At 64.0% G+C, this 13,550-nt stretch carries 12 protein-coding genes; 9 read left to right on the top strand and 3 right to left on the bottom strand.

Annotation, left to right across the window (positions count from 1 at the left end; genetic code table 11):
* On the bottom strand, positions 1–825 hold the full coding sequence (locus tag ACOOGG_RS05110) for a fumarylacetoacetate hydrolase family protein (protein WP_420432952.1): 825 nt from the start codon (positions 823–825) through the stop codon (positions 1–3).
* Between the two features lie 31 nt (positions 826–856).
* Positions 857–2,863, bottom strand: a complete 2,007-nt coding sequence (locus ACOOGG_RS05105; protein ID WP_420432950.1) for an FAD-dependent oxidoreductase — start codon at positions 2,861–2,863, stop codon at positions 857–859.
* 124 nt (positions 2,864–2,987) lie between these two features.
* Here ACOOGG_RS05105 and ACOOGG_RS05100 point away from each other — a divergent pair, with 124 nt between their 5' ends.
* Genes ACOOGG_RS05100 through ACOOGG_RS05085 form a run of 4 tightly spaced genes read left to right on the top strand, consistent with a single transcriptional unit; the run spans position 2,988 to position 5,878 of the window.
* Complete coding sequence (locus ACOOGG_RS05100) at positions 2,988–3,935, top strand: ABC transporter ATP-binding protein (RefSeq protein ID WP_420432948.1); 948 nt, start codon at positions 2,988–2,990, stop codon at positions 3,933–3,935.
* A complete protein-coding gene (locus tag ACOOGG_RS05095; RefSeq protein ID WP_420432946.1) occupies positions 3,935–4,729 on the top strand; it encodes an ABC transporter permease in 795 nt (264 codons plus the stop codon). The genes ACOOGG_RS05100 and ACOOGG_RS05095 overlap by 1 nt, the downstream gene beginning before the upstream one ends.
* On the top strand, positions 4,726–5,568 hold the full coding sequence (locus ACOOGG_RS05090) for an ABC transporter permease (protein WP_420432944.1): 843 nt from the start codon (positions 4,726–4,728) through the stop codon (positions 5,566–5,568). The genes ACOOGG_RS05095 and ACOOGG_RS05090 overlap by 4 nt, the downstream gene beginning before the upstream one ends.
* Before the next feature lie 46 nt (positions 5,569–5,614).
* Positions 5,615–5,878: a type II toxin-antitoxin system Phd/YefM family antitoxin gene (locus ACOOGG_RS05085; RefSeq protein WP_420432942.1), complete on the top strand. Its 264-nt coding sequence runs from the start codon at positions 5,615–5,617 to the stop codon at positions 5,876–5,878.
* Here the strand turns inward: ACOOGG_RS05085 and ACOOGG_RS05080 are convergent.
* Complete coding sequence (locus ACOOGG_RS05080) at positions 5,875–6,231, bottom strand: hypothetical protein (protein ID WP_420432940.1); 357 nt, start codon at positions 6,229–6,231, stop codon at positions 5,875–5,877. The genes ACOOGG_RS05085 and ACOOGG_RS05080 overlap by 4 nt on opposite strands.
* An 18-nt stretch (positions 6,232–6,249) precedes the next feature.
* Between ACOOGG_RS05080 and ACOOGG_RS05075 the strand changes: the two genes are divergently transcribed.
* From ACOOGG_RS05075 to ACOOGG_RS05055, 5 genes are all read left to right on the top strand, one after another.
* The gene (locus ACOOGG_RS05075; RefSeq protein WP_420432938.1) at positions 6,250–7,455 is read left to right on the top strand and encodes an amidohydrolase family protein; all 1,206 of its coding nucleotides are present in this window, start codon (positions 6,250–6,252) and stop codon (positions 7,453–7,455) included.
* Positions 7,456–7,594: 139 nt separating this feature from the next.
* Positions 7,595–8,110: a SigE family RNA polymerase sigma factor gene (locus tag ACOOGG_RS05070; protein WP_420432936.1), complete on the top strand. Its 516-nt coding sequence runs from the start codon at positions 7,595–7,597 to the stop codon at positions 8,108–8,110.
* Complete coding sequence (locus ACOOGG_RS05065; protein ID WP_420432934.1) at positions 8,107–10,062, top strand: hypothetical protein; 1,956 nt, start codon at positions 8,107–8,109, stop codon at positions 10,060–10,062. The genes ACOOGG_RS05070 and ACOOGG_RS05065 overlap by 4 nt, the downstream gene beginning before the upstream one ends.
* A gap of 193 nt (positions 10,063–10,255) precedes the next feature.
* Entirely contained in the window at positions 10,256–11,836 is a 1,581-nt protein-coding gene (locus ACOOGG_RS05060; protein WP_420432932.1) for a hypothetical protein, read from the top strand.
* 11 nt (positions 11,837–11,847) lie between these two features.
* Positions 11,848–13,515 (top strand): hypothetical protein, encoded by a 1,668-nt coding sequence (locus tag ACOOGG_RS05055; RefSeq protein ID WP_420432930.1) that lies wholly within the window; start codon positions 11,848–11,850, stop codon positions 13,513–13,515.
* The last annotated feature ends 35 nt before the right edge of the window (positions 13,516–13,550 follow it).

Genomic DNA, 13,550 nt, shown 5'->3' with positions numbered 1-13,550 from the left:
CTATACGCAGGTGTTCTCCAGCGTGCCGAGGCCTTCGATCTCGGAGAGGATTACATCGCCCGGCTTCAAGTAGAGGCCCAAGGCCTGACCGACGCCGCCGGGAGTACCGGTGAAGATGAGGTCGCCCGGGTGCAGAGTGAGGATCGACGACAAGTAGGCGACGATTTCGGCTACGGGGCGAATGAGGTAGCTGGTGCGGCTGTTTTGGCGCAGCTCGCCGTTGATGCGACAGGAGATGGCCAGATCGTCGGGGTTGTCCACTAGGTCGGGGCTCACTAGAGCGGGGCCAGTGGGGCCGAAGGACTCCCGGGACTTGCCCAGGTTGAACTGCGGCGGGGTGGCCGCAACTTGGAGGGCCCGGTCGGATATGTCCTGGCCGATCATCAGACCGGCTACCCGGTCCCAGGCTTGGGTCTCGTCGATGTTCCTGGTCTCGGCCCCGATTGCCACCACCAGCTCGCACTCGTAGTCGCAGTGGTCGCCCACAAGCTTGACCGGTGCGGCCGGGCCGACCAGGCAGTTGGGGAACTTGGTGAACACCACTGGCGCCTCGTTGGAGGTGCGGCCCAGATAATCCACCTCGTCCATCTCCTCGATGTGGTCGCGGTAGTTGAGCCCATAAGCGAACACCTGCTTGGGATCGGGCACCGGCGGTCCCAGTTCAGACGGGCTCACCTGGCCATCGGGGGTGTCCCGACTAGCCCATTGGCGGTGTAGGTCATCGAGACGGCCAAGGGCTTCCATCGGGGCGATCCCCAACGCCCAATAGTTCTCCCCATCCAACAGCACCGCCTGCCCGGCGCGGCTGGCCAGTCGAAAGCTCATCGCGATCTCCTCTTCTCTTTCGCCCTTGGGGCTACAGCGTGGCGGCCAACTCGACCGCGGAGCGCATAGCCCCTTCTAGAAAGCCGGGTTGGGCGCAGTCGCCCACCGAGTGGACCTCTGCGCCCGACGACTTCAGCTCATCAGCCAACGACGTGTCAGCAGCCAGCTCAGAGGTCACCACCACCAGATCGGCGGGAGTGGTCTGCTCGGCGCCGTTGGTGCGCCACACCACCCCTTCGTCGGTAATGGCTACAACTTCGGCACCGGCCACCAGGTTCACCCCGGCTTGGCCGAGGTCGTTGACCACCCGCCACCGCCCAGGCAACCCGAGGGAGAATCCGAAAGCGGGGCCAGACTCGATCAGCGTCACCTCGGCGCCCTGATGGTGGGCGGTCTCGGTCACCCCAAGGCCAGGCAGGTCTCCGCCCAGCACCGCCAACCGGCCAGCATCCAGCGGATTGCCGTCGAGCAGCCACGGGGCCAGGTCGTCCACTCCCCACACATTGGGACCGTCAATGCCGTCGACTTCGGGGCGGCCCCATTGTCCGCCCACCGCGACCACCACTGTGTCGGGTGACAGTGCGCCGGCGTCGGCCGCATCCAGCCGGGTGTTGAGCCGAACATCCACACCGAGTTGGTCGAGCTGGCGCTCGAACCACTCCATGAGCTCGGCGTTCACATCGCTGGTGGCCGAGGCCAGGGCCCACCGGCCGCCCAGTCGATTGGACGCCTCAGCCAGGATCACATCGTGGCCCCGCAGGGCGGCCACCCGGGCCGTCTCCATGCCCGAGGGTCCGCCGCCCACCACCAGCACTCGCCGGGCGGCCGGCGCGGCCTCGGCGGTCAGCTCGTCCTCCCGACCCAAGAACCCGTTCCCGGCGCACCGGGTGCCCACCCGCAGAAAGATGTTGCCGATGCAGCGATAGTGGTACACGCAGGGGCGGACATCCTCGGAGCGGCCCTCGGCCAGTTTGTTGGGCAGGTCGGGGTCGGCCAGGATCTTGCGGCCCATGGCCACATAGTCGTATTTGCCCTCGGCGATGTGGCGGTCGGCGGCTTCGGGGCTGATCCGCCCCACCGCGATAACCGGAACGTCCACCTCTGCCTTGACCGCAGCCGCGTTGGGGACAAGCAGCTCGGGCTCGTGGGGACCATAGGAGTCAGTGGGTCCGGTGGCGATGCCGGGGTCGTGATAGGCCGACACGTGGATGGCATCAGCTCCGGCTGCCGCCGCTTGGCGGGCGTTGTAGAGGGCGTCGTCGAGGACGATGCCGTTGATGCCCACCTCGGTGCTGTTGAGCCGCACCCACATGGCGTAGTCGTCGCCCACCCGTCGGCGGATCTCGGTGAGGATCTCCACCAAGAACCGGGCCCGGTTCTCTCTCGACCCCCCGTATTCGTCGTCGCGGGTGTTGATAGTGGGCGACAAGAAGGCATCGATTAGGTAGCCGTGGCCACCGTGCAGCTCCACCGCGTCCACCCCTGCCTCCCGCGCCCGCACGGTGGCTGATGCGAACTGGTCGACCACGGTGGCTATGTCGTCGTGGTCCATCACCCGGTAGTGGGGATTGGAGGTGGGCGCCATGAACGGCTCGGCCATCATGGCACCCTCTTCGGCGGTGACCATGCCGTACAGCGGGTCGACGGTCATTTCCCCGGGCTGCGAGGGAACCCACATGGGGCGCCCAGCCATGGTGTCCTGGAGGCCCATCTTGCCGGCGTGGGTAAGCTGCATGGCGATCTTGCCGCCGTGGGCGTGGACCCGGTCCGCCGCCCGCTTCCACGATGGGATGAACCGGTCCTCGGAGATGGCGGTCTGGCGCTTGTTGGAGCAGCCAACCGGATGGGCCACTCCCACCGACCCCAGCATCACCACGGCCATGCCGCCCTTGGCCCTAGCCTCTAGGTAGGCTGCCTGGTCGTCGGACACCTCGCCGTTCTCGTCGCCCAACTCCTCGCCCATCGGGGCCATGATCAGCCGATTGCGCAGCTCCAAAGTGCCAATGCGCCCCGGTGACAGCAAATGCTCAAAGCTCATGGGCCCCATCATGGCCCATCGACAGCAACGGGGTCTGCACGCAGGCGCTGGTTCGGACCACCACATCGAATAGTCATCAATTCAGAACTGCCCGCGGGCAGCGGCGTGGCCGTATCCTCACCAAGTGTCTTTGATCGCTGCGTGGGGGCTGACCAAGCAATTCGGCGACTTCACCGCGGTGGACGGCATCGACTTCGAGGTCGAACGGGGCGAGGTGTTCGGCTTTCTGGGACCCAACGGTGCAGGCAAGTCGTCCACCATGCGAATGATCGGCTGTGTGTCCGCCCCCACCGGCGGCGCCCTGCGCATCCTGGGAATGGACCCTTCCCGTGAGGGCACCAAGATCCGGTCTCGCCTCGGGGTGGTCCCCCAGCAGGACAACCTCGACGAAGAACTGTCGGTGGCCGAGAACCTTTACGTCTATGGGCGCTACTTCGACCTGCCCCGGTCGATGCTGCGCACCCGAATCGCTGAATTGTTGGAGTTCGTACAGCTCACCGAGCGGGGCAACGACCACGTGGAACCGCTGTCTGGGGGCATGAAGCGCCGACTGACCATCGCCCGGGCCTTGATCAGCGAGCCCGAGGTGCTGCTGCTGGATGAGCCCACCACCGGCCTCGACCCCCAAGCCCGCCATGTGGTGTGGGAGCGGCTGTGGACGCTAAAGCGCCAAGGGGTGACCCAAGTGCTCACCACCCACTACATGGACGAGGCCGAACAGCTGTGCGACCGGTTGGTGGTGATGGACCGGGGCAAGATCGTGGCCGAGGGATCGCCCCGCCAGTTGATCGAGCGCTACTCCACCCGCGAGGTGGTGGAGGTGCGAACCCATGGACAGGTGACGGTGATGGCCGAGGCGTTGCGCCGCTTGGGCGAGAGCCCCGAGGCCCAAGCGAAAGAGGAGCTCTATGAGCGGGTGGAGGAGCTGCCCGATCGAGTGCTCCTCTATACCGACCAGGGCGAACGGCTGGTGGCCTTGCTCGGGGAGGTCGAGCATGAGAGCGTGCTCGTGCGCCGCAGCACCCTCGAAGACGTCTTCTTGCACCTCACCGGCCGCTCGCTGGTGGACTGATGGCCCCCGCCGCAGTGGTCCCCAGTACTCGACTGGCCGTCGAGTACTGGCTGTTGACCTATCGCCGCAACTGGAAGGGCTCGCTCCTGACCAGTTTCTTGAGTCCGATTCTGTTCCTGGCCGCCATGGGATTGGGTCTGGGCTCGCTGGTGGATGCCGAGGTTGGTTCCGGCCGCGACCTCGGCGGGCTCGACTACCTGGATTTCCTGGCCCCCGGGTTGCTGGCCGGCAATGCCATGATGCTGGCGGTCAACGAGTCCACCTATCCGGTACTGGGCGGCTTCAAGTGGTACCGCACCTATATGGCCATGGCCTCTTCCCCGTTGCGGGGCCGCGACATTCTGCTTGGCCATTTGACGTACATGGCCTTTCGGGTGACGTTGGCAAGCTTCGTGTTCTTGGGGGTTATGGCCGCCTTTGGGTCAGTGTCGTCGCCGCTGGCAGTGCTGGCCCCGTTATGCGCCGCCCTGTGCGGCATGGCCTTCGCCACCCCCACCGCGGCCTTCGTCGCCACCCGGATCAATGCCGACAACTTCAGTACTTATACCCGGTTCGTGATCATGCCCATGTTCTTATTCTCCGGCATCTTCTACCCGGTATCGCAACTCCCGATTGTCCTTGAACAGATCGCTTGGCTCACCCCGGTGTGGCACGGCGTGAGGCTGTGCCGGGCGTTGAGCACCGGCAGCGGGGTGAACTGGGAGCTGGCCGGGCACCTGGCCTACCTTGTGGCCCTCATCCTGGTCGGCACGCTGATTGCCAGCAGAACCTTCACCCGAAGGCTGTACGAATGAGCGCCACAGGAGTGGACACCACGGGCCAGGGGCGCCGTCCCAACCGGCTGGGATTGGCCGCGGCGGCGGGAGTGCTGCCGTCTAGACGATTCACCCGCGTTGTCGAGCGCAACATCACCGTTTACCGGCGCACCTGGGTCACCCTGTTGTCGGGGTTCTTCGAGCCGGTGTTCTATCTGCTGTCCATCGGCATCGGCATCGGAGAGCTGGTGGGAGACGTGACCGTCGGAGGGCGCTCCATTGATTACCGCACTTTCGTGGCACCGGGGCTTCTGGCCACCTCGGCCATGAACGGCACCTTCTACGACAGCACCATGAACATGTACTACAAGCTCACCTGGGCCAAGATCTACGACGCGGTACTGGCCACCCCGGTAAGTGTGGTTGATTTGGCCCTGGGCGAAATGGGCTGGTCGGTGCTGCGGGCCACCCTTTATTCCGGCGGCTTCCTGGGGATCATGGCCGGGCTGGGGCTGGTGGACTCGGTGTGGGCCATAGCCGCACTGCCCGGAGCCACCTTGATCGGCTTCACGTTCGCAGCCCTGGGCATGGCCGCCACCAGCTACATGCGCAGCTGGAACGACCTCGACCTGGTAACCGTGCCCCTAATCGTCCAGTTCCTGTTCTCCGCCACCTTCTTCCCCCTGGACACCTACCCCCGCGCCGTCCAGTTCCTTGTCCAAGCCACCCCCCTCTACCACGGAGTAGCCATGGAACGAGCCTTCATCGCCGGCGACATCAGCGTGGACCTACTAGTCCACATCGCCTATCTGCTGGCCCTAGCCGCCGCCGGCGCCACCATCGCCAGCCGCCGCCTCGGCCAACTCCTCACACCGTAAGCAAGTTGCTTGCCAATTCGCTTTGAAGAGGTCAGAGTTATGGTCAATGAGGTCGATACTGCCTTTTTCCGAAGTCAAAAGCCATCTTTCGGAGCTTGCTGACCGCGTCGATAAGGAGCGGGATCGGATCATGGTCACCCGCAATGGTCGGCCGTCGTTCATGCTGGTCAATTGCGACTATCTCGAATCCCTAGAAGAGACCCTTGACATCATGAGGGATCCTGAGTTGGTGGGATCGCTTCGCAGGTCGCGCGCCGAGGCCGAAGCAGGTCTGACCCTTCCCCTGCGGGATTGTTTGAATACCAGCTAGAAAGGCTGGCGGACGATGGCGCCGGGCTCGATGCCGGAGTCGGGGCCGATGCCTTCGAGTTTGAGGGCCATGAGCATGTGGAACTCTTCGTCGTTCTGCACGGTGTGGTCGATGGAGGTGACCCGGGTGGAGATCATTTGATCGCCAATGTCGACTGCCACGGCATCGCCTACTTTGATGCGGCCGGAGGCGGCTCGTCCGATTACGAAGAAATCGTCGGCAGACATGGCCTCGGTGCGGACCACCTCGAATCGGAACAGCTCCTTGCTGCGGCGCCAGCGCTTGAAGAATGTCCGCCAGTTGCGGGGCTGGTCGTCCCACTCCCCTTCCACGATGCCCGGCGAGTTGCTCACAGTTGGCAAACTAGTGGAATGAGCGACCGATACACCATCATCTCGGCCGACTGCCACGCCGGCGCCAACCACGAGACCTATCGCGGGTTTTTGGAATCCAAGTACCACGACGATTTCGACGCCTGGCGGGATAAGTACCGCAACCCGTTCCGCGACCTCCAAGACGGCGGCCGGGTGCGCAACTGGGACAACGAGCGCCGATTGGGCGACCTATACGCCGACGGCCAGGTGGGCGAGGTGGTGTTCCCCAACACCGTGCCCCCGTTCTTCCCCAGCTTCATCCTGTTCGCCCGCCCGCCCCGGGCCGATCAGCTCGAGCACCGGCTGGCCGGCATCCGGGCCCACAACCGCTGGCTGGCCGACTGGTGCGCCCAGTACCCCAACCAGCGGGCCGGCATCGGCCAGACCTTCTTGAACGACGTGGACGAGGCCATCAAGGACGTCGAGTTCATCGCGGCCAACAACCTGCGCGGCGGCGTGCTCATCTCCGCCATCCCGCCCGACTGCAAGGACCTGGCTCCCCTGTATGACCCCGCCTACGACCCGTTCTGGGCCGCCTGCGAAGACCTCGGGGTGATCGTCAACAGCCACGGCGGGACCGGAGTACCCAACTACGGCAAGTACTCGGTGTCCGATTTGCTGTTCATAACCGAGGTGAGCTTCTACTCCCACCGGCCCTTCTACCAGCTTCTGCTGTCGGGGGTGTTCGAGCGCTTCCCCAAGCTCAAGTTCGTGATGACCGAGCAGGGCTGCGCCTGGCTGGTGGATGCTCTGTCCCACATGGACGAGACCCTGGCCAAGATCCGCGACACCGGCCGCATGGGCGAGATGCGCTACGACGAGAGCCACATCCTGCCCCGCAGCGCCACCGAGTATTTCCAGCAGAACTGCTGGGTGGGCATCAGCCAGCCCGGCCACGAAGACGCCGCGGCCCGCGACGTACTGGGCGTGAACAAAGTTATGTGGGGCTCTGACTACCCCCACAACGAGGGCACCGGCCCCTACACCCGAGAACACCTGCGCCAGGTGTTCTGCGATACCGAAACGACCGAGCTCCAGCAGATACTGGCCGGCAACGCCGCCGACCTCTACGGCTTCGACCTCAACGCTTTGGCCCCCCTGGCCGCTCAGCACGGCCCGACCCACGACGAGATCGCCGTTCCCCTTAGCGAGCTTCCCGCCGAGCCCAACGAGGCACTGCTCAAAAACGCCGTCGCGGCCTGACGCCATCGCCGCTTGACGCGGCTGGTACCAGCAGGGAACAACCGGCCCGCTCCTCGACCGATCGCGCCCCGCGCCGGGAACCGGGGAACCGATCAGCATCACCGGGCGTCGTTGTGGGGTGATGAAGACTGTCTCTTGGATGGTTGCAGAATTCCCCGAAGGCGAGCTGTCGGTTTCTGCGGAAGCCGCGCCAGCGGATGAAGCCATCTCGCTGGCCAGCTTCGATGAGTTGTACCGGGCCGAATACGAGCCGATGGTCCGGCTGGCCCGGGGCTTGGTGGACGGCCGGGAGGTAGCCGAGGAGATCGTTCAAGACGCCTTCGCCAAAGTTTTCGAGCGCTGGAGCCGCCTCGACCAGCCGGGGGGCTATCTGCGCACTGCGGTGGTGAACGGTTCTCGCAGCGAACTGCGCAAGCGCGAGGTGAGACGGCGCATCGGCCTTCGGCCCTTCCTTGCCCCCCAACCACAGGAACAGGACTTCCTGGTTGATGCCCTCAACAAACTCTCACATCGTCAGAAAACCGTCCTTGTCCTGAAGTTCTACGCCGACATGACCGAAAAAGAAATCGCCCAGGCCATCGGAATACGGCCCGGCACGGTGAAAAGCGCCACCTCCCGAGGATTGGCCGAACTGCGAAAGGTGGTCGAGCAATGAGCAACGAGCCCCGCACCCCTGAAAATCTGCCTGAGACCGACGACCAGGCCCTCGGCGAAGCCTTGGGCTCGGCCATCCGCGAACGAGTGGACACCCCGGCATTCCCGCCGCCGGTGGCGCACATCGCCGAGCGGGCCGCCGCCCGGGCCAAGGCCCGCAACACCCGCCGGGCAGTGGTGGGCGTGGCGGCGTCGCTGGCCATGGTGGCGGGCGGAATCGCCGCTTGGAACGCCCTGGATGGCGACCAGCCCACCGAGGTCATCGTGGTCGACGAACCCGCCACCACTCCCGACCCAGCATCGACCGCAGCCCCGATCGACGGCCCCTCGGATGCGCTCTCGGAAGCTTCTGTTGACCGCGGCGAGCTGGGCACGCCGGAGGGTCTGCCCTCCGGACCGATGCTGGAGTGGACGGAGTTCGACCCGGCCTCTGTGTTCGGCGCTGATCTGTCCTACCTCGACAGCCCTGAGTCGGTGGGTGATGGCCGGGTGCTGGTGCACGCCGGCAACTCCGACGCCCACCAAGTGTTGGTCTCTTCCAACGGCTCGGATTGGACCGTGGTGCCGATGCCGCCGGACTTCCAAGCCGAGTACATCGACATCACCGGCGACCGCTGGCTCGTCACCGAAGTCCCCATAACCATGATGGGTGAATCCATCAGCCAGGCATTCTTCTCCGATGATCAAGGCATCACCTGGACCGACTTGGGGGTTCCGCTTGATTCCGAAGGCGGGTACCAGACAGCGTCAGTGGCTGCGGCGTTGGTATCCGGCGAGAACATGGTGGTAGCGGTCATCAGCCGCAACCTCCCCGACGTGGCCTCGGTAATCATTGCTCGCGGCCTGGTCCCCGACAAGGAGTCGATCCGGGGATGGACCAGCGTGGAGGGCGACACCGTTAGCTTCACCCGTGACGAATCGTCGGCCCCCGAGTCGTTCGAGCTGACTCCTGAAGAGGAGGATTTGCTATACGGAGGTATCCGGAGTCATGTCCGCATCTACTTCAGCGATGGGGGCCCCGCCGAACTGGTAGCCGAATACCCGGGCTGGGGCGCGGCAGGATACGGCGCTGACGACGGCTTCCGCCTCTGGCTGACCGACTCCGATGGAGAGTGGCTCCTCACCTCGCCCGACGGGCGCCAGTGGCGCCGGTCACCGCTGCTCGATGGCGACGGCATCCCTGTTGGGGGCTCTTACACATACTCCGGATCGCACCAGCAAACGATCTGGACTGCGAGCCAGACGGGCAGCGGCTACCGGGTCGAGCGCTCCGAGGGGGTCTACGCTCCTGCGCTGGTCGCCAAGTTCCCCGCTGGCATCCGCTGGGTGGGTCAGATGGCGGTTGGGCCTGCGGGCATAGCCGCTTTGGGCGAGGCAGGAAGCCTTCCCAATTTGGACAGCATCCCCCAGATGCGGCTGGCCAAGGACGGATACGAGCTGCGCTATTACGAGCCGGTGGGCGGCCTCACGCTGTGGGACTTGACGGCTGGTGCCGCTGTCTATGTGCTCGACCCCGTCATCCACTCAGGGGAAAACCCGCCCCCGGGATTCCAGCTTGTCGAAGGCAGTGAAGATGGCCCCGATCTGCTCGTGTTCACCGACCTCGACACCGGTGCCGAGCTGGTGACCTTCACTCGGGAAGAACTGGTGTCAGTGATGGCTGGCGCTTATTCCGCTCCGACGGGCGGGACCCCCGAGCAGCGGGTGGGCTGGTCGGACGACGGTGACGAGTGGGGTTGGCAACCAATCTCTGCCGCCTTTGGCCTCTCCGACCTAACCGAAGAGCAGAAAGAGTTCACCGAGGTCGATCTGGCCGTCGGTGAAGGCTTCGTGATCGCCCGAGTTCAAATCTACGAAGTCGAATCCACCGACGGGGGAAGTGGTCAGGACGGCGATTACGCCACCGAGCTGACTCCCCACACCCCGCGCTGGTTCATCGCCTCCGTAGAGTGAGTACAACGGTGGAGCACTACCCATCGGGTCAGGAGTCGTGATGTTGCCCCGAAGTTGCCTGCTAACAGTTGCTGCCATTGCTGCTCTGACTGCCATAACGGGTTTCGGAATCACGGCGTGCGGTTCGTCGGGACCCGCCGAGGTTGTCGTTTCCAGCGACCCGGCACCCTCCCCTGCTGCCACGATCGAAGCAGTGACGCCAACTGAGCCCACCCCGTCACCCGAACCGGAAGAACCCAGCGACGCTGCCGCTTTCACCCCGGAGGAAAAATCCACCGGAACGGTGCTCGAGTGGACTGAATTCGACCCTGATGAGGCTTTCGGCCCAATCTTGGGTGAACTCAACACGATCGAGTCGGTTGGCGACGGCCGGGTGCTCTTTTCGACTTTCGGCCCCAGCGACAATCGGGTCATGGTTACCGAGAACGGCAGGGACTGGGCGGAGCTGCCCCTGCCGGCTGACAACATCATTCCCCGGCACCTCGACATCGCCGGCAACCGTTGGCTGATCACTGGACCGATCCTGAGCCCGAACGACGCTGAGCCTGTCGGCATCCCCTCCGATAAAGTCTTCTTCTCCGACGACCAAGGGGCCACCTGGACCGAGTTGGCCTTCAGCTCCGATGATGCCCCCGACGGCATTTCGGGGGTGATCGCCGCCATGGCATCCGGAGAGCGCATGGTGGTGGCCGCCAGGTGTCCCTCGGCGACCGCCGCCGAGGCGCAAGACCAACCCTCTCGCCCCGACAACGTGGTCTTTCTCCGCCTCGGAATCTTCTTCAGCGACGGTGGCCCTGCTGATCTGGTAGCTGAGTATCCGAGCTGGAATACGACCGGCTATGCCACCGCCGATGGCTTTCACTTAACCCTTTTCAGCGAGGAAGAGAATATTCGACTGTTCTCGCCCGATGGCCGCCAGTGGAGCGAGGATTCCATCGGCTACGGGGACATCGAGGGCTTCACATTCAGCGCGGGTAACATGGCCACGATCTGGACCACCGGCCCGACCGATGGCGATTCGCGGATCGAGCGCTTCCCCGGCGTCTACGGTCTGGCCCCAGTAGTCGCGCTCCCCGACGGCATCAGCTGGATTAACGACCTATCCGTCGGCCCCGCTGGCGTAGCCGTCGTAGCCCAGCCGGGAACGCCCTTCGGATCCCAGCTCCCCACCGAATTGCGGATCGAAAAAGAAGGCTACGAGCTGCGGTACAACGAGCCTGAGGGGGGTATCACTCTGTGGGACTTGTCCCAAGACGCCGCGGTCTACATATTCGACCTCGGCGATTTCGATGAGGGGACGCCAGTGCCCGAAGGCGTCCGGGAGGTCGAAGTCGGCGACAACGGCCCCGACGGCCTAGACCTGCTGGTTTTTGAAGACCCCGACACCGGTCACGATCTCGTGGCATTCAGCCGCGAGGAGCTGTTATTGCAGATAATGACTGCTTTCACCAGCCTCGCTACCGACAAGGCCGACCGATTTGAGCGGCCGGGACCTGAAGTGGGCTGGTCGGCTGCCGGCAGCGACTGGGAATGGCAGACCATTCCCGGTGCCTTCGGCCTCACCGGCCTGACCGAGATGGAGAGCGCCCTTGCCGGGGTCACTGTGGCCGTCGGCGGCGACTTCGTGATCGCCCGGGTTCAGACATTCGGAACCGATGACGTCCGAACCTACCCTGCCGAATACTCCGACACACCGCCTGGTGAAGACGGCCAGTCGACCAGCATGGGGTTTTCTCCCCAACCCCCACGCTGGTTCATCGCCAAGGTGAGCTGACCGACATTCTGGTGAAACGACCAGCGGCTCTGCTGGCTGCCGCAATCGCCTTGGCAATAGGCACGGCCGCGGCCTGCTCCCCATCAGGCGGCACCGAGGTGACCGTGTCAAGCGATTCCCCGGACACTGTGGACTCTCCGACTCCGCAGGTCGCGACACCCGAGGGAGTTCCCCAGCCACCAGAGCCCACGGTCGCACCGGAAGTCACACCTGCCGAGTCTCCTGATACCCCTGGGCTGGTTTGGACCGAAGTCGATATCGCCGACGCCCTAGGTGCAGATGAGCACTCGACCATCAGCCTCGAATCGGTAGGAGACGGGCGAGTGCTGGCCATGAGCTTCATCGACCGCGGCATAGACAAGATATTGGTCACTGAGAACAGCACAGATTGGGCACCAATCCCAGTTCCCGCTGGTTTCCTGCCTTGGGAAGTCGACATCATCGGCGACCGCTGGTTGATCCAGGGATGGGACTCAACCGTCGAAGCTCCGAGCACTCAGATTCTGTTCTCCGACGACCAAGGAGCGAGTTGGGCTGAATTGGTGGTCGACTTGGACACACTCGGTGGCACGGCTTGGACAGCCGACGCCATTGTGGCCGGGGAACGCATCGTGGTGGTGGCCCAGAGCGATGCCTGGCAGCCTGATATTGACCAAGCACTTGATGTTGAAATGGCCTACGAACCGAGTGAGGAGCGTGTCCACCTCTTCTTGAGCAACGGTGGGCCACCCGAGTTGGTAGCCGAATTTCCGGGTTGGGCTTCTTCCGGTGGCTATGGAGCGTCTGATGGTTTCCACCTGATCTTGTACGGCCCTGAGGGTGACCAATTGCTGTATTCCCCAAACGGCCGTCAATGGACCACCACATCGGTCGATGCCGAGATCACCGATAGCGCTCGGAGCGAACTCTGGACCACCGATGAGACCGACGGGAAATTCAGAGTAGAGCGCTTCGAGGGCGTCTACGGCTGGGACCAAGTTCTGACGTTGCCCTACGGCATCGGGTGGATGCCCGATCTTGCCGTCGGACCAGCCGGCGTTGCCGCGGTGGGAGGGCCGGCAACGTCTAACGACGAGGCTGATGGGTATTTCGCCCTGCCCGATATTGTCTTTGAAAAAGACGGCTACGAACTTCGGTACAACCAGCCCGTAGGCGGTATCACACTGTGGAGTCTTGAGAATGACTCTGCGGTACATGTCTTCGACGCGGAGACTCTCCAAAGTGAGGGGGAGTTCCGGGGAGTGTCGGAAGTAGAAGACGAAGACGGCTCCATACTGGTGGTTTTCCTAGACCCTGAAACCGGAGTCGAACTCGTGACTTTTTCTGGTGAAGAATTGGCATCTGCGGTCATGGAGGCGGAATCAGCTGCCTACAGCGAATACGATCCCTACGAGTACTTGATCGGCTGGTCAGTGGATGGCAGCGACTGGGAGTGGCAGACCCTTCAGGAGGCTTTCGGCCTTCCCGAGCCCACCCAAGACGAAAACTCCTTCGCCGAAGTGCAAGTGGCCGTTGGCTCCGATTTCGTGCTCGCCCAGGTTCAGACCTTCGAATTCCCTGAGGCCGAGTTTGACGCCGACCTCGAGGCCGGCGTCGGCCAGCCCGATTCAACCTCTGCCTACCTCTCTGGTCCGATCTCCCCCTCGCCCCCGCGCTGGTTCATCGCCAAAGTGGGCTGACAGCGGGGTTGCCAGCAGCCACTTAGACTCGGCGC

It is taken from the genome of Candidatus Poriferisocius sp., from assembly GCF_965214065.1.
Taxonomy (GTDB): domain Bacteria; phylum Actinomycetota; class Acidimicrobiia; order Acidimicrobiales; family Bin134; genus Poriferisocius.
The sequence above is the reverse complement of the archived record's forward strand: the minus strand, read 5'-3'. Positions and strand labels throughout refer to the sequence as shown.